Annotated in this window: 17 protein-coding genes; 13 read left to right on the top strand and 4 right to left on the bottom strand. The window is 61.0% G+C overall.

The window, feature by feature from the left end:
* Nucleotides 1-111 precede the first annotated feature (111 nt).
* From lon to PP263_RS07700, 3 genes are all read left to right on the top strand, one after another.
* Nucleotides 112-2517, top strand: a complete 2406-nt coding sequence (gene lon / locus PP263_RS07710) for an endopeptidase La (protein ID WP_308367813.1) — start codon at nucleotides 112-114, stop codon at nucleotides 2515-2517.
* 394 nt (nucleotides 2518-2911) lie between these two features.
* Nucleotides 2912-3184: a nucleoid-associated protein HU-beta gene (hupB, locus tag PP263_RS07705; protein WP_183458451.1), complete on the top strand. Its 273-nt coding sequence runs from the start codon at nucleotides 2912-2914 to the stop codon at nucleotides 3182-3184.
* Between the two features lie 157 nt (nucleotides 3185-3341).
* Complete coding sequence (locus PP263_RS07700; protein ID WP_308367812.1) at nucleotides 3342-5213, top strand: SurA N-terminal domain-containing protein; 1872 nt, start codon at nucleotides 3342-3344, stop codon at nucleotides 5211-5213.
* 99 nt (nucleotides 5214-5312) lie between these two features.
* Here PP263_RS07700 and PP263_RS07695 read toward each other — a convergent pair whose 3' ends face one another.
* Both PP263_RS07695 and gloB read right to left on the bottom strand, forming a co-directional pair.
* On the bottom strand, nucleotides 5313-6854 hold the full coding sequence (locus PP263_RS07695) for a LysM peptidoglycan-binding domain-containing protein (protein ID WP_308367811.1): 1542 nt from the start codon (nucleotides 6852-6854) through the stop codon (nucleotides 5313-5315).
* 121 nt (nucleotides 6855-6975) lie between these two features.
* Nucleotides 6976-7746 carry a hydroxyacylglutathione hydrolase gene (gene gloB, locus PP263_RS07690; RefSeq protein ID WP_308368581.1) on the bottom strand — a complete coding sequence of 257 codons (771 nt, stop codon included), beginning with the start codon at nucleotides 7744-7746 and terminating at the stop codon, nucleotides 6976-6978.
* A gap of 177 nt (nucleotides 7747-7923) precedes the next feature.
* Here gloB and PP263_RS07685 point away from each other — a divergent pair, with 177 nt between their 5' ends.
* From PP263_RS07685 to dnaQ, 3 genes are all read left to right on the top strand, one after another.
* Entirely contained in the window at nucleotides 7924-8715 is a 792-nt protein-coding gene (locus PP263_RS07685) for a class I SAM-dependent methyltransferase (RefSeq protein ID WP_308367810.1), read from the top strand.
* A 116-nt stretch (nucleotides 8716-8831) separates the two neighbouring features.
* Nucleotides 8832-9269: a ribonuclease HI gene (rnhA, locus tag PP263_RS07680; RefSeq protein ID WP_308367808.1), complete on the top strand. Its 438-nt coding sequence runs from the start codon at nucleotides 8832-8834 to the stop codon at nucleotides 9267-9269.
* Between the two features lie 2 nt (nucleotides 9270-9271).
* Nucleotides 9272-10003: a DNA polymerase III subunit epsilon gene (dnaQ, locus tag PP263_RS07675; protein WP_308367807.1), complete on the top strand. Its 732-nt coding sequence runs from the start codon at nucleotides 9272-9274 to the stop codon at nucleotides 10001-10003.
* A gap of 269 nt (nucleotides 10004-10272) precedes the next feature.
* Here the strand turns inward: dnaQ and nhaB are convergent, their stop codons facing one another.
* Nucleotides 10273-11808 carry a sodium/proton antiporter NhaB gene (gene nhaB, locus PP263_RS07670; protein WP_308367806.1) on the bottom strand — a complete coding sequence of 512 codons (1536 nt, stop codon included), beginning with the start codon at nucleotides 11806-11808 and terminating at the stop codon, nucleotides 10273-10275.
* Between the two features lie 273 nt (nucleotides 11809-12081).
* Here nhaB and PP263_RS07665 point away from each other — a divergent pair, with 273 nt between their 5' ends.
* From PP263_RS07665 to PP263_RS07635, 7 genes are all read left to right on the top strand, one after another.
* A complete protein-coding gene (locus tag PP263_RS07665; protein ID WP_308367804.1) occupies nucleotides 12082-13779 on the top strand; it encodes a hypothetical protein in 1698 nt (565 codons plus the stop codon).
* 13 nt (nucleotides 13780-13792) lie between these two features.
* Entirely contained in the window at nucleotides 13793-14590 is a 798-nt protein-coding gene (nudC, locus tag PP263_RS07660) for an NAD(+) diphosphatase (protein WP_308367803.1), read from the top strand.
* A 27-nt stretch (nucleotides 14591-14617) separates the two neighbouring features.
* Nucleotides 14618-15268 (top strand): cation/multidrug efflux pump, encoded by a 651-nt coding sequence (locus tag PP263_RS07655; RefSeq protein ID WP_308367802.1) that lies wholly within the window; start codon nucleotides 14618-14620, stop codon nucleotides 15266-15268.
* Between the two features lie 164 nt (nucleotides 15269-15432).
* Nucleotides 15433-16629 carry a protease SohB gene (gene sohB, locus PP263_RS07650; RefSeq protein WP_308367800.1) on the top strand — a complete coding sequence of 399 codons (1197 nt, stop codon included), beginning with the start codon at nucleotides 15433-15435 and terminating at the stop codon, nucleotides 16627-16629.
* Nucleotides 16630-16698: 69 nt separating this feature from the next.
* The gene (locus tag PP263_RS07645) at nucleotides 16699-17700 is read left to right on the top strand and encodes a YhdH/YhfP family quinone oxidoreductase (protein WP_308367799.1); all 1002 of its coding nucleotides are present in this window, start codon (nucleotides 16699-16701) and stop codon (nucleotides 17698-17700) included.
* 124 nt (nucleotides 17701-17824) lie between these two features.
* The gene (locus PP263_RS07640) at nucleotides 17825-19090 is read left to right on the top strand and encodes a patatin-like phospholipase family protein (protein WP_308367798.1); all 1266 of its coding nucleotides are present in this window, start codon (nucleotides 17825-17827) and stop codon (nucleotides 19088-19090) included.
* A complete protein-coding gene (locus PP263_RS07635; RefSeq protein WP_308367797.1) occupies nucleotides 19071-19748 on the top strand; it encodes a DUF4919 domain-containing protein in 678 nt (225 codons plus the stop codon). The genes PP263_RS07640 and PP263_RS07635 overlap by 20 nt, the downstream gene beginning before the upstream one ends.
* Nucleotides 19749-19819: 71 nt before the next feature.
* Here PP263_RS07635 and PP263_RS07630 read toward each other — a convergent pair whose 3' ends face one another.
* Nucleotides 19820-22048: an ATP-dependent helicase gene (locus tag PP263_RS07630; RefSeq protein ID WP_308367796.1), complete on the bottom strand. Its 2229-nt coding sequence runs from the start codon at nucleotides 22046-22048 to the stop codon at nucleotides 19820-19822.
* Between the last annotated feature and the right edge of the window lie 73 nt (nucleotides 22049-22121).

Below are 22121 nucleotides of genomic sequence, written 5' to 3'. Positions count from 1 at the left end.
CCCCCAATCTTTAGCAACTAGCTGGCGGTGACCACTTGAGACTGACGGTTCTTTGACCAGAAGCCATTGAATGCCGCGCCAACCCCCAGTGTTCGGGCCGAGAGGAGTTCCATGGACCAGCCATCCGATACCACACTTGAATACCCGCTGTTACCGCTGCGTGACGTCGTCGTCTATCCGCACATGGTGATTCCGCTGTTTGTCGGCCGGGAGAAATCCATCGATGCGTTGGAAGCGGCGATGCGCAACGACAAACAGGTACTGCTGGTGGCACAGCGCCAGGCGTCCGAGGATGATCCCGGTGCGGAAGATATCTACCGGGTAGGCACCGTTGCCAGTGTCCTGCAACTGCTCAAACTGCCCGACGGCACCGTCAAGGTGCTGGTGGAGGGCAGCCGCCGGGTCAATATCCTGGAGGTCACCGACGGTGACACCCACTACCGGGCCACAGTCGAACCCATGGAGACCGAAGAGCTGCCGGAGGCTGAAGCTGAGGCTCTGGTTCGCTCGGCGATGACCCAGTTTGAACAGTATGTATCGGTCAGCAAGAAGGTCCCCAATGAGGTGATCACCTCCCTGTCGGGCATCGACGAGCCGGGCCGCCTGGCGGATACGATCGCCGCGCATATGTCCCTGGAGCTGCCGCAGAAACAGGAGCTGCTGGAGACCGCCAGCGTCAAACAGCGCCTGGAACACTTGCTCGGCCTGATGGATTCGGAAATTGATCTGATCCAGGTGGAGAAGCGCATCCGCGGCCGGGTCAAGAAGCAGATGGAGAAGAGCCAGCGCGAGTACTACCTGAATGAGCAGATGAAGGCCATTCAGAAAGAGCTGGGTGAAATTACCGAGGAGCCCAGCGAAGTCGAAGAGCTGGAGAAAAAAATCGCCGAGTCGGGTATGTCCGCGGAGGCGGAGAAGAAAACCCGCGCGGAACTGGGCAAACTGAAAATGATGTCGCCTATGTCTGCGGAGGCGTCGGTGCTGCGCAGCTATATCGACTGGATGCTGAGTGTACCCTGGAAAAAAGCCAGCCGCGTGCGCCACGATCTGAAAAAGGCGGAGGAAATCCTGGAAAAGGACCACTACGGCCTGGAGGAAGTCAAGGAGCGCATCCTCGAATACCTGGCAGTGCAAAAGCGGGTGAAGAAGGTCAAGGGGCCTATTCTCTGCCTGGTGGGGCCGCCCGGGGTGGGCAAGACCTCATTGGGTGAATCCGTCGCCCGTGCCACCAACCGCAAGTATGTGCGCATGGCCCTGGGCGGTGTGCGCGATGAAGCGGAAATCCGCGGCCACCGGCGCACCTATATCGGCTCGCTGCCCGGAAAGCTGGTGCAGAAGATTTCCAAAGTGGGGGTCAAGAACCCTCTATTCCTGCTCGACGAAGTGGACAAGATGGGTATGGATCAGCGTGGTGATCCCGCCTCGGCACTGCTGGAAGTGCTCGATCCGGAGCAGAACAAATCGTTCAACGATCACTACCTGGAAGTGGATTACGATCTATCCGACGTGATGTTCGTATGCACATCCAACTCCATGAACATTCCCGGCCCGCTGCTGGACCGCATGGAGGTGATTCGCCTGCCCGGTTACACCGAGGATGAGAAACTCAACATCGCACAGCGTTACCTGGTGCCCAAGCAGCGCAAGGCCGCCGGTTTGAAGGACGACGAACTGTCGCTGGGCAACGATACCGTGCGTGATATCGTGCGCTATTACACCCGTGAGGCTGGCGTGCGCAACCTGGATCGCGAGATTGCGAAGATCTGCCGCAAAGTGGTGACCAAGCATGTGCGCGAAGAGACCAGTGAAAAAATGGTCGTCAAACCAGAGCAACTGGAAGACCTGCTGGGTGTGCGCAAGTATGATTTCGGCCGCGCGGAAAAGGAAAATAAAATCGGCCAGGTGATCGGCCTGGCCTGGACCGAGGTAGGCGGCGACCTGCTCACCATCGAGGCTTCTGCAGTCCCCGGCAAAGGCCGGGTGGTCAAGACCGGCTCCCTCGGCGACGTGATGCAGGAATCGATCCAGGCCGCGCTCACTGTGGTGCGCGCGCGGGCCCAGTCTCTGGGCGTTGCCCCGGACTTTCACGAGACCCGCGATATTCATATCCATGTGCCGGAGGGAGCGACGCCCAAGGATGGTCCCTCGGCGGGTATCGGCATGTGCACCGCGCTGGCCTCGGTGCTCACTGGAATCCCGGTGCGCTCGGAAGTGGCCATGACCGGTGAAATCACCCTGAGGGGAGAAGTTCTGCGGATTGGTGGTCTCAAGGAGAAGCTGCTTGCGGCACACCGGGGGGGAATCAAGACGGTGCTGATCCCGGCAGATAATGAACGCGACTTAAAGGATATTCCGGACAATATCCTGCAGGACCTGGTCATTAAACCGGTCAAGTGGATCGATCAGGTGTTGGAGCTGGCGCTGGAGCACAAGCCGGAGTCCCTGTCCGACGAGGAGTATTCGGCGCTGCAGAAACAGGCTGAGGAGCGCTCGCAACGTTCTATACACACTCACTAAAAACTCCGTTGAATCAAGGACATCGACAGCAGGATCTTCGCATTGCAGCCTGTGGAATAGGCGCAAACCGGCGGCGCGCCGATCTGGATGCCGAAAGCGCCTGTCCATGGATGGAGCGGGGCGACGAAAGTGCAGTGATGGACAATTCCAGGACTTGCCCGCTTAGGCTAAAAAATAATCTGCCCGTGACAGAAACCTGTTGGAGTTTTGTCCAACTACCCGGAAAGCCCCGTGGTTCCTTGACCCGCTACCGGGCAGTTGGTATAAATCGTGGCTTATTGACCGGCACCTAAGTGGCCGGCGATTGAAGGCTCGAACGCAAAGGCGTTCCGGAAGGAGGTGTTCCGGAAGGGGCGCCTGAAACATACTTAAGAAAAGAACAGAGGGATTAAGCGTGAATAAGTCCGAACTGATTGAAGCGATTGCCGCATCTGCAGATATTCCGAAAGCAGCTGCCGGCCGTGCTCTGGACGCAATGGTAGATAGCATTACCGGTGCCCTGAAAAAAGGCGATCAGGTGGCTCTGGTAGGTTTCGGCACTTTCGCCGTTAAAGAGCGCGCTGCGCGTACCGGCCGCAACCCGCGTACCGGCGATGAAATCCAGATTCCCGCGGCCAAGGTTCCGGGCTTCAAAGCCGGCAAGGCCCTGAAGGATGCGGTAAATTGAAGGATGCGGTAGAGAGTGCGGTAAATTAAGAAGCCTCACACCAAACCGAAGCTTCAGAGAGGCGTATCACTCGGATGCGCCTTTTTTGTATCTGATACGGGAGCCCGATACATTGGGCTTCAAGAATAAATTTTAGAGTCAACAGTCGGAGCTGAGCATGCTTCAGTCCATGCGAGACAACCTGAAGGGCACCGCGGCAGTTATTGTGGCGGGCTTTTTTGGTTTTATTATGGTCATTGGGGGAATTGATTTTTTCACCGGTGCAAGTGGTGGGTCCGCCGACAAGGTGGCGGAGATCAACGGGGAGAAGATCACCAATCTGGATCTGCAGCGCGCGATCCAGAATCGCCGGAATATGATCATGAGCCAGTATGGTGACAACGTCCCGGCGGACCTCCTGAGCGACGAACAGTTGCGCGAGCCGGTTTTACAGCAGCTGGTTAACAGCGCGGTTATGCGCCAGGCGGCACAGGACAGCGGCATGGTGATGAGCCCGGCGGGAGTGGACAAGGAAATTGTGCAGATTCCGGGTTTCCAGGTAAACGGCAAGTTTGATCCACAGACCTATCGCGACGCCCTGCGTCGTATGGGATATAGCCCGGCTGGTTTCCGCCAGATCATGGAGCGGGACATCGTCCTGCAGCAGTACACAGACAGCGTGTCGGAAAGCGCCTTTGCCACCCGCGAGGATGCCGAGCAGGTGGTGGCCATTTCCATGGAAGAGCGCGACTTCGACTACGTGGTACTCCCGGTACAGGATCTGCTCGCGGAAACCACGGTTCCGGACAGCGAGATCGAAGCCTACTATCAAAACCACCAGGACGAATTCCAGCGCCCCGAGCAAGTGGCCATTGAATATGTTGAGCTGAAGCCGGCGCTGTTTGCCGACAATATCGATGTGTCGGAAGAAGATGTGCGCGCCCAGTACGAGCAGGAGGTGGCCAACTTCCAGGAGCAGACCCGCCGTCGCGCGGCGCACATTCTGGTGGAAGAGGGTAATGAGGAGAAAATTGCCGAAATCCAGGCCAAGCTGGATGCCGGCGAAGATTTTGCCGAACTGGCGAAAACTTACTCCGATGACATCGTTTCCCGCGAGGAGGGGGGTGATCTGGGCTTTACCACTGGCGACGTCTTTCCTGAGCCCTTCGAGGACGCCCTGGCGGGCCTGGAGGAAGGGGAGGTATCCGCACCGGTAACTACTGAGAGCGGTACCCACTTTATCAAGCTGTTGGAAGTGGCCGGCGCCGAGCCCCCAAGCTTCGAGGAGCGCAAGGCGGCCATTGCCGCGCAGCTGCGCAATGCGGAAGCCGAGCGTGAATTTGTCGACGCCCTGGGGCGCTTGGCGGATCTCGCCTACAACGCCGAAACCCTGGCCGGGCCGGCGGAGGACCTGGGTGTTCCGCTGCAGACTGCCGGGCCGTTCAGCCGTGAAGGTGGCAGCGGCATCGCCGCCAACGACAAGGTGGTGGCTGCGGCCTTTGCTCCGGAAGTCATGGTTGATCGCAACACTTCCGACGTGCTCAATCTCAGCGAAAATCACGCCCTGGTGCTGCGGGTTACCGAGCATCAGCCGGCCGGGACCTATCCGCTGGCGGATGTTCGTGAGCAGATCGTCGACCGCCTCAAGCGCGAAAAGGCCAGTGCACAGTTGGCCGTTCGCGCGAAGGAATTGGAGCAACAGTTGGAGCAGGGGAGCGATTTCGCCGAGTTGGCGGAGGCGCAGGAGTTGACCCTGGAGACCAGCGATAAGACCCGCCGCGGGGGGTTCGGCCAGCGCGGTGAGATTATCGAGCATGCTTTCTCTCTCCCCGCTTCGGATTCCCGCGATAGGACGACCAGCCGTTTCGCCACTAGCGCCGGAGACCAGGTAGTGCTGCAACTGCGCGACGTGCGTCCCGGAGAGCTGGCCCGCCAGAGCAGTGAGCAGCGCCGTGCGCTGATGCAGCAGTTAGCGTCGGTAAACGGAAGGGCGGAGCTGGCCGCGGTACAGAAGTTCCTGGCCGACAAGGCGGATATTGAGGTTCAATAGTGGCGAGTGGTCGGTGCGCTGTGTGTCGCCGATCACCCGGAAAGCAAAAAGCCCGCTCGTGCGGGCTTTTTGCTTTCTCACTTCCCAATTGACTGTTGATTATCCGCTCGCGGCGCTGTCAACAAACAGGGTCAGATGCTGGCCCGGCTGCAGGTAGCTCTTCTCGGTGATCCTGTTCCAACGCAGGATATCCTTGATTTCGAGACTGAATTTCCTGGCGATGCGGTACAGTGAGTCTCCGCTGCGGACACGGTAAGAGAGCTTGCGGGTGGTGGGGCTGTCGCCGCCGGTGTTGTAGGCGACCAGCTTCTGTCCGGGACGCAGGGTGTCCGCGGGGGCCATGTTGTTCCAACTGGCCAGTTGGCGGATCTCCACGCCGAGGGAGCGGGAGATTTCCCACAGGGTATCGCCGGGGCGCACGGTGTAACTGGTCTTGCGTCCACTCCCGGAGGACTGGCGACCAACCCGTTGGTCCAGGGTGTAAGCGTACTGCGCGCCGGGGCCGGAAGCGCTGGGAATCAGAAGAGTGTGGCCGGCGCGGATGGTATTGCCGCGCAGTTTGTTGGTCTGACGGATCGCTGCCACGGTGGTCTCATAGCGCCGCGCGATGGTGGACAGGGTATCGCCGCGGGCGATCGTGTAGCGCTGCCAGCTTACTCTCTGGTCTTCGGGCAGTCGGCTGAGAGCATTGACAAAAGTGTCCCGTTTTTCTATCGGCAGCAGCAACTGATGCTTGCCGTTCGGATCGGTGGCCCAGCGGTTGTAGCCGGGGTTGAGTAGCTGGAGTTCCTCGATCTCGATCCCCGCCATGTCCGCCGCCTGGGCCAGGTCGATTTGGCTGCCCACATCCACGACGGCGTAGTAGGGCTGGTTGTCGATATCGTGCAGAGGGACGCGGTAGTAGTCGGGGCGCGAAACCACCTCCGCCAGGGCCAGTAGCTGGGGTACGTAGCGCTGGGTTTCCCGTGGCAGCTTCAGATCCCAGAAACTGGTGCCCAGGCCGCGGCGGCGGTTTCTGTCTATGGCGCGGCTTACGGTGCCTTCGCCGGCATTATAGGCGGCCAGCGCCAGCTCCCAGTCGCCGTTGAAGCGCTCGGAGAGATAACTGAAGTACTTGATGGCGGCGCGGGTGGACTCGTGGACATCCCTGCGGCCATCGTACCACCAGTTCTGGTGGAGGCCGAAGGAGCGACCGGTGGCGGGGATGAACTGCCACATACCGGAGGCGCGGGCGTGGGAATAGGCGAAGGGGTCGTAGGCGCTCTCAACGATGGGCAGCAGTGCCAGCTCCAAGGGGTGCCCCGCTGCTTCCAGCTGTTCCGTCACATGGAAGATGTAACGGCGGGAACGCTCGGTGACCCGCGCCATATAGCCTTCATTGCGGGAAAAGTAGGCGATGTAGTCCTTCACCTTGGGATGGTCGATATGCCGCTGCAAACGGAAACCACGGCGCAGCCGGTCCCAGATGTCCACCGGCGGCAGGGCCCGCTCTCTTGGGGCCTGGGTGTAGCTTTCGGCGGTACTGGCAGCTATATCAATCCCTTTGCCCGTGTGTTCTTGCGCAATATCGGGTTTTGGCGCCTGGGCGCAGCCCCCCACCGCCGCGGCGAGCAGCGCGACGGCAAACTTTCTGTGAACCATGTGATATCCAGGTGTCTATTATGGCTTGCGGCTCAAGGCTCTTATTCGAGATATACCTGAGCTTTTCGTTGTAATTATCTGATTCTAAAGACGAGGAGAAGTTTCGGTCAATGATAATTGACTAAAAATTGTCCTTCCAGCGGCGCAGATAGGCGAAGACTTCCACTTCATCCGGGTTTTCTGCGGCCCCATGGTTGGCTGCCTGGCGGGCCAGGGCGGGGATGTGGCAGCGCAGGAAGGGGTTGGTGGCCAGTTCTTCACCGATGGTGGAGGGGAGCGTGGTTTTGCCGCTGGAGCGCAGTTCCTCGACTTGCGCGAGGCGGTTGTGCACCGCCTGGTTGCCGGGTTCCGCCGCCGCGGCGAAACGCAGGTTGGCGAGGGTATATTCGTGGGCGCAGTAGACGCGGGTTTCCGGCGGCAGGGCGCTGAGTTTGGCCAGGGAGCTGTACATCTGCGCCGGTGTGCCCTCGAACAGCCGGCCGCAGCCCGCCGCGAACAGGGTATCGCCACAGAAAAGGTGGTTCTGCTCGACTCGCCCGTCATTTTCGCGCAGCAGCAGCGCCAGGTGGTCCAGGGTGTGGCCGGGCACGCCGATCACCGAAACCGGGAATCCGAGCACTTCGCAACGGTCGTCGGCGGTCAGCGGGTGGGTGATCCCCTCTACGGAGCCGGGGCCGTACACCGGGCAGTGATACTTTGCCGTCAGTTCAGCGATGCCTCCAGTATGGTCCCAGTGATGATGGGTGATCAGGATACCGTCGAGTTTGCGCTCCCCCAGGGCATTCGAAACCGGGCCCGCATCGCCGGGGTCTACCACCCAGTCCTGCTCGTCTCGCTGCAGGTGCCAGATATAGTTGTCACTGAAGGCTGCTATGGGTGAGATTGTGAGCATTTCCACGGCCCGTTACTCTTGGGTGAATAACAGTATCATAGGCTGAAGGGCGTTTGCCGGGAGGGGCTGTGAAAACTGGTCGAATATTGCGGCTTTTTCCGGGAAAGTAAAAAATTCATACTGTCCCAGCAGATCGGGTAAAACCGGGTTTCAGAGACAGGGACAAAGAGGGAATCTATGGAGCAGAAATCCATTCCGGGCCGGCGGCGGGGTGAGCAACCATCCCTTGCGCAGTCCTGCCCAGCCCTCGCCAGCTGGTTTGCCAGCCGGCTGGGAGAAGAGATACTGTCACAGCAGCTCGCCCTGGCCCAGCCGCTGGTGGAGCGCCTGTTCGGCTACCACTTGATGCAAGCGGGGGTGACCAGTGCGGTGGATTTCGCCGCGTGTAGCCGTATCAACCACCGCTTCCGCTTCAGTGCCTGCCGCGGGCAGAAGGGTGCAGCCCAGGTGGAGTTCGAGCAGTTGCCACTCCCTTCGGAATCGATCGATGTGGCTCTTCTGCACCACCTGCTGGATTTTTCCCCCCAGCCCCACCAGGTACTGCGGGAGGCGGCGCGGGTGCTGATCCCCGGCGGCCATATGGTGCTGATCGGCTTCAACCCCTTTTCCCTGTTGGGGCTGTCGCGGCTGCTGTTCTCCGGCAGTGCACACCAGCGGGGTAACCAGTTGCGCGCGGCGCGGGTGGCGGACTGGATGAATCTGCTCGACCTGCAGGCGGGCAAGGTGGAGAGGGGATTTTTCCGGCTGCCGTTGCAGCAGCGCGAACTGTTGGCGAAGACCGCCTGGATGGAGCGCCTGGGGGCCCGCTGGCACTTGCCTTGGGGAGGCTTTTACATCATAGTCGCGCGCAAAGAAGTTGCGCGTATGCGCATGATCAAAATCGACTGGCGCGGGGAGCGCAAACCCGCGATCAACGTGGTCCCTTCGAGTTCACGGATTGCCGCGCGACGGCGCCATCAGAAACATTAGGAACCTCTGAAAAACTACTGAGTGTGCCTGGCGGTGTCCGCGCGCCACATTTTTTTTAGAGGCTTCCTAGAGCCGGTATCGCCGGCTTTTTATTGCAATACAAAAAAGCACTCATCTTGAAACAAGTCACTATTTATACAGATGGCGCCTGCCGCGGCAATCCCGGGCCGGGCGGCTGGGGAGCTCTGCTGGTTCACGGCGATGCGGAGCGCGAACTGTTCGGTGGTGAGAAACACACCACCAATAATCGAATGGAACTGATGGCGGCGATCAAAGCCCTCGGGGCGCTCAAGCAGCAGTGTCGCGTGGATCTGCACACCGATTCCCAGTACCTGCGCCAGGGCATTACCAGTTGGATACACAACTGGAAACGCAATGGCTGGAAGACCGCGAATAAAAAACCGGTAAAAAACGCTGACCTCTGGCGCCAACTGGAAGAGGGCATAGCCCACCACGAAGTGCACTGGCACTGGGTCAAGGGCCACTCCGGGCACCCCGGTAACGAGCGCGCGGACCAACTCGCCAATCGCGGCATCGATGAATTGGGAGGATAGCAATGCGTCAGGTTGTTCTGGATACCGAAACCACGGGCCTGGACCCGAAGAGCGGTCATCGCATTATCGAGATCGGCTGCGTGGAAGTGGTGAATCGGAAGCTTACCGGGCGTCACTACCACCAGTACGTCAATCCCGAACGGCAAGTGGACGACGGCGCTATCGAAGTGCACGGCATCACCAATGAGTTTCTGGAGGACAAGCCGGTCTTCGCGCAGATCGCCGATGAGTTTATGACCTTCTGCGAAGGTGCGGAGTTGGTGATTCACAATGCGCCTTTCGACGTGGGCTTTATCGATTGGGAGCTGAAACGGCTGGGCAGCCCGCGCTGGAAGAGCGTTATCGCCCACTGTGGGGTGTTGGATACCCTGGCGCTGGCCAGGGAAAAGCACCCGGGGCAAAAGAACAGTCTGGACGCCCTGTGCAAGCGCTATTTCGTCGACAACTCACAACGGGACCTGCACGGCGCCCTGCTGGATGCCGAGATTCTCGCCGACGTCTACCTGACCATGACCGGCGGCCAGACGGATCTTATGCTGGCCCAGAGCGGCGAGCGCAAGTCCGAGGCCGGGGAAAACCAAAGCGAACAACGGGATCCCGCTCCTGGCGCCATTCGGCGGCTGGCAGCGGACAGACCGCAGCTGGCGGTGCTTCAGGCCAGTGCCGAGGAGGAAGAAGCGCATCGGGAGATGCTGGCGCTGCTGGAAAAATCGGCCGGCAAGCATTTTTGGTAGGGTGAAGCCTGCCGGGTGCCCCTGAAATTGGTTCGTGGCGGCCCTCCTGTTGCCGGTAGCCGTTCGTTCAACAGCCTCATCGGTCTGTTTTTCAGCCGCAGGCGCTTTTCTTGAACGGCTCCGGCTATCAGGGCCTTCGCATCACTAAGTCGAGGCCTGGGCGGCCCCGCTGCCGGTGGCCTTAGCATCAAGTTCGGTATTCTTTCCCGAGTCCCGAGTCCCGAGTCCCGAGTCCCGAGTCCCGAGTCCCGAGTCCCGGGGGCGAGTAGCTACACCATATAAATTACACAGACCAGCGCCACTATACTGAGCACCACCGTATAGGGCAGGGCCATAATCACCATGCGCCCGTAGGACAGGCGGATCAGCGGAGCCAGTGCGGAGGTCAGCAGGAACAGGAAAGCCGCCTGACCGTTGGGTGTTGCCACGCTGGGCAGGTTGGTGCCGGTGTTGATGGCGATGGCCAGCTTGTCGAAATGCTCGCGGGTGATCTCCCCCGCAGTCAGGGCCGCTTTCACTTCGTTGATATACACCGTGGCCACAAACACATTGTCGCTGATCATCGACAATATGCCGTTGGCCAGGAAGAGCATGCCCGGCTGCTGCGCCGGCTCCAGCCCGAGCACGAAGTGGGTCACCGGTTCGAACAGGTGCTGTTCGTGAATCACTGCAACGATGGCAAAAAACACCACCAGCAGGGCGGTAAAGGGCAGGGCCTCTTCGAACGCGTGGCCGATGCGGGCTTCCTGTACCACGCCGTTGAAAGCGGTCAGCAGTACGATGATCATCAGGCCGATAATACCCACTTCCGCCACATGAAAGGCCAGCGACAGCACCAGGATGACCGCGACTATGCCCTGTACCCAGAGCTCGGCCACGTCGGTAGAGTTGCGTTTCTTTTCCTCCTCTTGGGAGAAATTCATCAGCACTTCGCGCACCGCGTTGGGCAGTTTGGCGCCGTAGCCAAAGAGGCCGGTCTTTTCCAGCAGTGCGCAGGTCAGCAGGCCGGCGAAAAGCGTGGGGATGGTGACCGGGGCCATATTCAGGAAGAACTGCAGGAATTCCCAGCCCGCCTTTTCCGCGATCAACAGGTTTTGCGGTTCGCCCACCAGAGTGGTCACGCCGCCCAGGGCGGTGCCCACGGCACCGTGCATAATCAGGCTGCGCAGGTAGGCGCGGAACTGGTCCAGGTCTTCCCGGTGGTATTCCACCACGTGGTCATCGTTGGAATGGTCGTGCTCGTGATGGTGGTGAGGCTGGTTGGAGGCCACCCGGTGGTATACCGAGTAGAACCCCACCGCGACGGCGATCAATACGGCGGTGACTGTGAGTGCGTCCAGGAAGGCGGAAAGCACTGCGGCCACAGAGCAGAACAGCACCGAGAGCAGTGTCTTGGACTTCACATTGATCAGTATTTTGGTGAATACGAATAGCAGCAGGCTCTTCATGAAGTAGATTCCGGCCACCATAAACATCAGCAGCAGGATTACTTCGAAATTTTCCGTAACCTCGTGGTACACGGCGTCGGTGCTGGTCATTCCCAGCAGCACCGCCTCCATCGCCAGCAGGCCTCCGGGCTGCAGCGGGTAGCATTTGAGGGCCATGGCGAGGGTGAAGATGAACTCGCCGATCAGCACCCACCCGGTAATAAAAGGACCGGTGGCGTACAGCAGGACCGGGTTGGCGATCAGGAACAGGGCAATCGTCAGCTTGTACCAGTCGGGCGCTTCGCCCAGGAAGTTCTCTGTAAAAGCCCGGCCGAAGCCGTTGCCGGAAGCTGTGAGGGCGTTATTGTATGTGTTCATTTTAACTTTCTTGGTTAACTGCTGGCCTGGATAGCGCATCGTGGGCCGGAAGACCCGCGGGTATACCGAGGGGAACGCTACCCAGTTTGGGGGAAAATTCAAGTAGTTTCGCCAGTCCTTGCCTCTATGCCACTCGATTTGTCGATTATTCGATAGAATTTGTCCGCTCAGAGGTGGACTCTTGAGGGGTTTGGTATAAATTGCTTTGTGGTCGACCGAAACCCCCTGTTCTGGTCGAATTTTGTGCAAAATAATAATGCAGCGGTGTAAGCAGTGACTGAAGTGCGCGATATCAATATAACTTCCGTGAATGTGGTGAAGGAAGAACTGGTGGCGACTATAGACGGCGCTGCCAGTTGCCTGGACCAGTTTGCGGCGGATCACAACAACAAGCAGTCCCTGACACAGAGCCTGGCGGCATTGCGCCAGGTGAGTGGCGTTTTGCAGATGGTACAGCTGCACGCGGCGGAGCTGTTGGCCCAGGAGATGCTCAGTGCATTGACTGATCTGCAAGAGGGGCGCCAGGAGGCCTCCAACGACCTGATGGAGGGACTGGGTACCGGGTTCTACGTGATTACCCGCTATCTCGATTTCGTGCAGAACCGCAGCACCGCCCGGCCGGAGTTGCTGATTCCCTATATCAACAACCTGCGGGCGGCGCGCTCGCAGCCGCCGGTGCCGGAGAGCCATTTCTTTCGCTGCCGCCTGGATGCCAATGTGCCCGGCGCGGTGTCCTCGGCGGTGATGTCCGAGGACCTGAACAACTTCGTGCGCCGTTTCCGCCACATGTACCAAGTAGGGCTGCTGGCGCTGCTGCAGGGCAAACCCTGCAAGCCCGCCTACACCATGATGGCGCGCGCGCTGCAGCGTGTCGCCAGTATTTCCGCCGGGCGCCCCAATGGCAGGCTGTGGGCGGTGGCGGGAGCGGCCCTTGGGGGAATGGCCTCGCGGGAGATGCACATCAACCGCGCCCGGGTGATGGTGTTCAGCATGTTCGACCGGCGCCTGCGCACCCTGCAGAAGGAGGGGGATTCAGCGCTGGACCAGCCAGCACCCCCGGTACTATTGAAGGAGTGCCTCTACTGGCTGGCGCTGTCCGTGCCCGGCGGTCAGGGCGCCCGGGTGCTGGAGGCCTTCTCGGTGGCGCCTTTGGGCTACAGCGAGGCGGAGCTGGAGCGTGAACGAGCCAGCCTGGGTGGGCCGGGGGCCACGGCGATCACCGCGGTGGCCGGCGCCCTGGATGAGGAACTTTCCGGCGTGCGCCGCATGCTGGACGATATCGAGATGATCGGACTCACCGGCCTGGATGACGAGGACGGACTGGTGGGTACTCTGCAGCGCATTGCCAGCACTCTGAAACTGCTCAATTTCAGGCGGGTCGGCGACGGTCTGAGCGAGGCGGTGGAGGAGTACCACAGCGCCGCGCCGGCCGGCGGTGCGGCGGCGGAGTCGGCGCTGCAGAAGCTCACTGGCCAGGTGCTGATGGTGGACAGCACCATCCGCGCCCTGCGCCAGAGTTCCAGTATCGACGTGGACGAGTACGGCCAGGCGGACATCGCCCTGGAGCACAGCCAACTGGCAGAGGCGGAAGTGGCGGTGCTCAAGGAAGCGGAGGCGGGCCTGTCGCTGATCAAACGCGCACTGGGATCCTATGCGGAGTCCGGGTTCGATCACGGCCATATACGCAATGTATCCACCACTCTCAACAGCGTGCGCGGTGGACTGGTGGTACTCAACCTGCGCCGCGCGGCGGCGGTGGTGGAGCGCCTTGTGGACTTCGTCGAGGCGGTGATGGACCAGCGGGAGGCGGCTCCCGGCCTGGAGCAGTCCCTGGATATTTTCGCCGACGCCATTATCAGCCTGGAGTACTACCTGGGCGAGGTGAAACTGCACCGCGATGCGGACATGCAATCCCTCAACCTGGCTGTGGAAAGCCTGGAGGCCCTCGGGTATCCCGTTGAGGTAGCCTGAGCCGGTGGCCGGATTGGATTTCATTCCCGCTGCCAGTGCCCGTCCACAGCCGCAGTTTTCCCTGCATATCGCTGTGGCGGAGGGGCAGTTGCTGTGCTCTGGAGCTGAGTTCCTGCACAGCGATTTTCCCTTCCCCGCCAGCGCTGTCGTGTCCAGCCACTACCTGGGAGAACTGGGCGGAAGGGCGTGCGGCGTGCACCTGCTGTCGGAGCGCCTGCCGGCGGGGACCTGCAACTGGCGGGGTCTGCGCAGTTTGCTGGGGGAAGTGGACGAACTGCATTTTACTCTCGCCGGACGGGCGCTGCAGGTGGCCAACTGGGACATCGACCACCGTTTTTGCGGCCGTTGCGGCGACGTTACCGACTACCACCCCAGCGACCGTGCGCGGGTCTGCCCCCGTTGCCAACTGGCGGTGTACCCCCGAATCTCCCCCTGTGTCATCATGCTGGTTACCCGTGGAGGGGAGTGTCTGCTCGCCCGCCACCGGGAGCACCCCCACGGCCTGCTGACCGCACTGGCGGGCTTTATCGAGCCGGGAGAGAATGCGGAGCAGGCCTTGGCGAGGGAGGTGCGCGAGGAGGTGGGCCTGGAAGTGGGTGCCTGCCACTACATCGGCAGCCAGCCGTGGCCCTTCCCCGGCCAGTTGATGCTGGGGTACATCGCCGAGTGGGCCGGTGGTGACCTGAAACCGGACGGGCTGGAAATTGCTGAGGCGGCGTGGTTTCACCACAGCGAACTGCCCTCAGCCATCCCTCCGCCGCAGACCCTTTCCGGACAGTTGATTCGGCGGTTCGCGGAAGAGGCAGCGTAAGTCCATTAACAAGAGTCCAATAACAATATGTATATCGCGATAACTTTCCTGTTCGCGCTGCTGGCGCTGCTGTTGATTTTTTGGGGCGGCAAGGTACTGTTCGGCGGCAGCTGGCTGCTCGGCTTTATTCGCGGCAGTATCGGTATCCTGCTGCTCGGCGGTGCCCTGTTGATCGTGCTGGTGGCGGCGGATATCTACAGCTACAGAAACCTGGCGAAGGAGCACAGTGTGGGCACTGTGTCCTTCGAGAAGCTCGGCGACCAACACTTCCGGGCCAAGTTTGCCGACGAGGACGGAATGGCTCAGCACTTCGAGCTGCGCGGCGACCAGTGGCAACTGGACGCGCGAATGCTAAAGTGGAAAGGCCCGCTGGCGCGCTGGGGCATCCAGCCGGCCTACCGCCTGGACCGCCTCAGTGGCCGTTATCTCACCCTGCAGGATGAGCGTGACAAGGAGCGCTCTATATACCAGTTGCGGGAGAGTGATTACGGTGTCGATATCTGGCGCACCCTGCGCGGCGTTGATAACCAGTTGCCGTTTGTGGATGCGGTCTACGGCAGCGCGACTTTCCTGCCCATGGGAGACGGCGCTGTCTACGAGGTGCGGATCAGCCACACCGGCCTGCTGGCGCGGCCGCTGAACCAGCAGGCCACCTCGGCGCTCGACGAGTGGCAGTGAGTAAAGTTGTAATTCAAGTTTCGAGGCTCAACTTGTGCCACCGGCAGACGCCTCGAACTCTGAAACTTGAGTTGTAACGGCCCGAATGGAATACGTCTTTCCGGCCCGAGCCGGATAGATTTGAACTCCGAAATCAAAGTAATAAATACGAATATGGAGGTTTAGTGGAATTTCTCAGTGAGTATGGCCTGTTCCTGGCCAAGGTGGTGACCATTGTCGCCGCACTGTTGTTGATTATCGGTTTTGCGGTGGCCAATCGGGAACACCTGAAAGAGCGTATGCAGGGGCATATCAGTGTCACTCACCTCAATGACCGCTACGAAGAGATGAAAGAGACACTGCTGGAGGCAGTGTTGGACAAAGGTGAATTCAGCCACCGCAAGAAAGAACTGGCGAAGGAGAAAAAAGCGCGGGAAAAGGCGCTGGCCAAGGCGAGAAAAGAACGGCAAAAGGCCGAGCGCCGGGAAAAATCCGCAAAGAAAACCGATAGTTCTGTGCTGGAAAGCACCGATACCCCGGTGCCGGAGCAGGCGGAAGCGGACGCCGAAGCCGGAGATAAACATCCCGCCGCAATATCCGCGGCGCCGGAGAAAAAAGGCCGTCGGCGTATTTTCGTGATGCATTTCGACGGCGACATCAAGGCCAGCGCGCTGTCCCAGTTGCGTGAGGAAATTACCGCAATCCTGCAGGTGGCGGAGCGCGGCGACGAAGTGGTGGTGTGCCTGGAGAGCCCCGGCGGTCTGGTGGCCAACTACGGGCTCGCCGCCAGCCAGCTCGCGCGGGTGCGCGGCGCCGGTGTGTGGCTCACGATTGCCGTGGACAAGGTGGCAGCCAGCGGCGGCTACATGATGGCCTGTGTGGCGGATCGCATACTGGCCGCGCCCTTTGCCATGCTGGGGTCCATCGGTGTGCTGGCGCAACTGCCCAACTTCAACCGCCTGCTCAAGCGCCACGATGTGGACTTCGAATTGTTCACCGCCGGGGAGTACAAGCGCACCGTGACCATGTTCGGGGAGAACACACGGGAGGGGCGCGAGAAATTCCAGAGCGACCTCGAGGATATCCACCAGCTGTTCCAGCACTTTATCGCCGAGTACCGTCCGAAACTGGATATCGCCAAGGTAGCCACCGGCGAGGTCTGGTTCGGCCAGCGCGCGCTGGACCTGGGCCTGGTGGACGAACTGAAAACCTCGGATGAATATCTCACCCGCTGCGCACAGGATTCGGAACTCTACCAGGTGGAGTACAAGGAAAAGCGCAATATCGCCCGCAAGATGGGGCTGGCGGCGCAGGCGGGCGTGGAGTCGGCGCTGATGCGGCTGTTTTCCCGCCTGGCGGCCTGGCGCCACCAGGCGCAATAATTTTTATAGTGGCCGGTAATTGGCGAATCAGACGCGGAAATGGTGGCTGGCTGCGATCGGAATAAGTTTATGGATAAGACCTTTCGCGCAATCTGGGTCGAAGAGGTGGCTCCCGGCAAATACGACCAACGGGTGGTGCGGCGCCGGTTGCAGGACCTGCCGGACCACCCGCTGTTGCTGGCGGTCTCCCACTCTTCGCTGAACTACAAGGATGCGCTGTCCGCCTTCGGCAATCGCGCCATCACCCGGGAGTATCCGCACACTCCGGGTATCGACGCGGTGGGAGAGGTCCTGGAGGACAAAAGCGGTACCTATGCCCCCGGTGAGCGGCTGTTGGTCACCGGCTACGACCTGGGGATGAACACTCCCGGGGGCCTCGCCGAGCGCATCGCCATCCCCCCGGGCTGGGCTCTGCCACTGCCCGAGGGCCTGACTGCGCGCGAATCGATGATCCTGGGCACCGCCGGCCTCACCGCCGGTCTCTGCGTGGACAAGCTGCTGGAGGCTGGAGCCCGTCCGGAAGACGGCGAGGTGCTGGTGACCGGTGCCACCGGCGGCGTGGGTTCTATCGCCGTGGCGTTGCTGGCCAAGCTGGGTTTCCGCGTGGCAGCGGTGACCGGCAAGCTGGAATCCTCGGGATTCCTCACCGGTTTGGGGGCCTGGAAGGTGCTCGATCGTGAGTCCCTGGCGCCCTTCGCCAGCAAGGCCATGGCCAAGCCGCTGTGGGCCTGGGCAGTGGATACCGCGGGTGGTGAGACCCTGTTCAACGTCATCAAATCCCTCGCCTACGGCGGCGGTGTGGCCGCCTGCGGCATGGCCTCCGGCGCTCAGTTCCAGGCCAATGTATTCCCGTTTATCCTGCGCGGTATCAGCCTGCTGGGGGTGGACAGCGTGGAACTGCCACTGGAGAAGAAGGCCGCCACATGGGAAAAGTTGGCGGGCGACTGGAATATCGGTGAGAAGCTGCAGAGCATTGCCGAAGACATCTCCCTGGAACAGGCGCCGGAGTTTCTCGCGCGGCTGCACCGTGGGCACGGTATCGGGCGCTATGTGGTGGATATGGCCCTATGATGGGATCATATGGACCCGGCAGAGCCGAGCAGGTCCGTTTTACGGCAACCCCGGGGAACTCTGTTGTCCGCAAAGGTCTTACTTTGGCTGAAGTTTATCTCCGCTAGGTATCGGTAAAACAAAATTGTCCTCAAATAACGAATTGCCCAAACTCCCCTACAAATCCAATGCCCTGGTGCTGTCCGGCGGCGGTGCCCGTGCCGCCTACCAGGCGGGGGTGCTCAAGGCGCTGGCGGAACTGGTACCGGAGAGCGAGCCCCATCCCTTCCAGATTATCTGCGGCACTTCCGCCGGGGCGGTGAATGCGCTGTGGCTCGCCTCCCATCCGGGCAGTTTCAGGGAGTCGGTGGATCGCCTCTGTGCCCTGTGGATGGATCTCACCGTAGACAATATCTACCGCAGCAGCTGGCGCAGCCTGCTGGGCAATATGCTTTCCATCACCTGCTCACTATTCAACCAGGGGGTGGCGCGGCAGAGACCACTGGCACTGCTGGACAATACGCCGCTGCGGGAGCTCGTGGATGAGATTATCTATTTCGACAATATCCAGAAGCATATCGACGCCGGCCACCTGCGCGCCGTGTGCGTGAATGCCCTGTCCTATAGCGAGGGGGAGTCCGTCAGTTTCTTTCAGGGCGCCGAGGAACTGGACGAGTGGCGCCGGTTCCGGCGCTACGGCCTGCGCACCCGTCTGACCGCCGACCATCTGATGGCCTCGGCGGCGATTCCCACCCTGTTTTCCACGGTCAAAATCGGCGACGACTATTATGGCGATGGCGCCGTGCGCCAGCTGGCGCCCATCAGCCCGGCGTTGCACCTGGGGGCCAACCGGGTGTTTGTGGTGGGGGTGTCGGACAATCGCTCCCCGGTGCACTGGGGCAAGAAGCGCCACAAGCCGCCGCGGCATTCTCCCTCCATGGCGCAGATTGCCGGGCAGCTGTTCAACGCCGCCTTTATCGACAGCCTCGAGGGGGATATCGAGCATCTGGATCGGGTCAATCATTTGCTCGGTTCGGTGTCGGAATCGAAGCTCGGCGACCTTGCGCCGCTGCGTCCGGTGGAATCGGCGGTGATCGAGCCCTCCCAGAGCCTCGACCGTCTGGCGGGGCGCAAGGTTCGCTATCTGCCGCCGGCGGTACGCTGGCTGTTTCGTTCCACCGGTGCCACTACCTCCGGCGGCGGCGCCTCGGCGGCCAGCTACCTGTTGTTTGAAAAGCCCTTTATCGGCGAGTTGATCGAACTGGGCTACCAGGACGCCATGTGGGAACAGGACAAGTTGCGCGCCTTTCTGCAGCCGGAGACCGAGTCGGTGCAGGAAGAGCGTAAGGGCCTGTTCGGAATTCGAGTAAAACCGGCAACGGAAGCAGAAAATGGCAATACGCAATCGTAATTTCGGGATCTCCCTTTCCATCCTGTTGCTGACCGCGGTCGTTTCCGGCTGCAGTGCACCGGGAAGCCGGCCGGAGCCGTCCCGTCTCCGCACCGCGGAGGAGAGCGAGTACCGCCGCCTGCTGGCTGAGGCACAGCAACTGTCCTTCACCCTGGATTTCAACCAGCTGCGCCGCGCCTTCGTGGCGTCGGCGGAATACAACCCCCATGGGGGTGTAAAACTGGCGGGATTGCCGGAGGCCTACGGCGCGGTGGAGAGCGCCGAGTTCGGGGACTGCCTGAAGCATGTGGACCGGGTGCTGGACAGCAACTACATGAGCCTTGAGGCGCATATGATCGGCGTGGTGTGCAGCGGCCAGGCCGGCGACTTCGAGCGGGAGGACCGCCACCGCTATATGGTGGAGGGCCTGATGTCTTCCATTGAAAGCAGCGGCGACGGCAGGACCCAGGACAGCGCCTACCAGACCATCAGTACGTCGGAGCTGCGCGGCTTTGTGCGCCTCAAGGGATTGCAGGTGCTGGACCAGGATATCGTCTACGACAGAGAGGGTATCTACGACAAGATGCGCGTGCGCGATCCGGAGTCCGGAGAGGAGTATCCGCTGTTTTTCGATGTCAGCCGGCAGTTTGCGAGCGAGATGGATAACCGCAAGGAGTAACGCGCTCTATTTACTTGTCATAGCGGCTTGCGCCGGCGGTAACGCGTTGTAGGAGCGGCCCGTGGCCGCTCCTACATCAGGAACTGCGAGAGTTTTTCCCAGTCGAAGCGCCGCGTCTTCCGGTCGCTGAACAGAATTTCCACCCGCTGCTCCTCCCATTTGATTACCCGTCCGTAACCGAGCTTGCGGTGGCGGATGCCCTCGCCCAGGGCCGGCTTGCGTATGGCCGCGCGCGGGGCCTCGATCTCTGGGTTGTAGTCGCAGGCCTCCAGATAGCGCAATGCCAGCCGGGTGACCGGCACCGGACTGTGCAGCGCCTGCGGGCGCTCACGCAAGGCTTCATCTACGAGTCGGCACAGCGGCAGCTGCATTTCCTCGAGGAACAGCGAGGGGCACTGCTGCGCCTCGCTGTTTTCCCCCGGCCGGGGATTTTCCGGGGTCAGAAGGTAGAGTTTTTGGCGCGCGCGGGTCACAGCCACATACATGAGCCGCCGCTCGCTTTCCACCGACGCCGGCGTGGAGAAATCCCGCTGTGGCTGGTAGGGCATATGGTGTCGGGTGAGGGAGGGGATGATCACCTGATCCCACTCCAATCCCTTGGCCTGGTGCATGGTGGTGATCTGCACCGCCTTGGCGGCGGTCTGTTCGCCCTCGCGGTGCTGGCGCTGCAGCTCGCGCAAGTGCGCCAGTGCCTCGGCGGGAGGGCGGCGCAACTGATCCAGGTACTGGCAGAAGGCCTGCACGGTCTGCTGTTTTTCCTCCCCCTGCTGGCGGGTAAAACTGTCGTCGCCGATGCCGTCGAGGTAGTCCAGAGCCGTCAACTGCCGACGCAGCAGCTCGCCCGCCTGGCCGCGCCACTGTTCGATCTCGGTGAGCAGTTCGGCGCGTTGGCACAAGCGTCTGGTCTGCGCTTTGCTCAGGGATTCCGGCAGCAGGCGCAGCAGGTTTTTTCCCCAGTCGCTGTCGCAGCGGGCCAGCTCGGTACACAGGGGCTCCAGCTGCGCCCGGGGGATGCGGATATGCGGTGCGGTCAGCCATTCGTAGAGTCCCCGCTGGCGCCGTTCCGCAGGCAGCTCGGCAAAGCGGCCAGCGGCGATATTCAAACTCCAGAACAGCGGGCGCAACTCCCGGCGGGACAGCACTGTGTTGCGATTTCCGGAACGGTAGGGGATATTGCCGGCGAGCAGCGCCAGCTCGATGGGCGCGGCCACGGACCAGAGGCGCACCAGGATGGCGATTCCCTTCAGCGATTCGCCGCGTTTGCGGCAGCCGCGCAAATGGTCCACCAGCCAGCGGCTCTCGTTGCCGGTGGCCACGGTTTCAATCACCGTCCGCTGTTTGCCGTTGGCGGATACGCAAAAAATATCCGCGCGCTCGCGATTGTTTTCGATAAAGTGGTTGGCGGCCAGGGAAAGGGCGTGGCCGTAGCGGAATGTGCGGCTCAGCTGGTAGACGTTGGACGGGGGAAAATCCCCGTCGAAAAATTTCAGCAGAAAGCTGGGCTTGGAGCCGCGCCACTCGTAAATGGTCTGGTCTGGGTCGCCGATGGCGATCACATTGCAGCTCTTGTTACTGGGGCGGCCATAGAGCACGCGCAAAAGGAAGTGCTGTACCTCGTTGATATCCTGGTACTCGTCCACTAGGATATCCTCGTAGTAACTGCCGTACTCCTCGGCGATTTCCGGGCACAGGCTGAGCAGTATCGCCGGGTCGTAGATCAGGTCCGCGTAGGTCACCGCGCCCTGGCTGCGTCGCCACTGTTCGAAGCTGCGGAACACTTTCAGGAAATACATGTACTCGTCGCCGAGTTTCAATTCCTGGAAGGCGCTCAGGTCGCCGGTGAGAATGGACTTGCTGTAGTCGATAAAAAATTCCGCGGCCTCGATTTCCGACTGCTTGCGCGCGCGGATGTCCTCCAACTCGTAGGGGGCCGCGCACTTTTCGATGGCTTTCCAGATCTGCAGTTGCACCGTGGGCTGGGGCAGGGGGGTGAGTCTGGCGGGGGCGATATGGCCATTGGCGATCATGCGCTGGTAGAGGCGGTAGCCGAGGCTGTGGAAAGTGTGCACCGCCGGCGCGGGCGCGCAGTCCAGCTGCTGCAGCCGCCGCTCGAAATCCTCCCGCGCACTGCGGTTGTACATCAGCACCAGCATGCGCTCCGCCGCCACCCCGGCCCGCAGGCGGTTCTTGATGTAGTGCAGCAGCGCGGTGGTCTTGCCGGAACCGGCCACGGCGATAATCTTTGCGTGGCCGCCGGGATGGTCGGCGACGGCCTGTTGTTCTTCCGTGAGTGGGTGCATGGGGACTGCCGATCAAATACTGGATATTTTACCAGTGCAGTGCGCCCTGTGCACTCCCCGCTGAGTGGAATGC

It is taken from the genome of Microbulbifer sp. TB1203 (genome assembly GCF_030997045.1).
GTDB lineage: Bacteria > Pseudomonadota > Gammaproteobacteria > Pseudomonadales > Cellvibrionaceae > Microbulbifer.
This window is presented reverse-complemented; position numbering and strand designations above follow the sequence as displayed.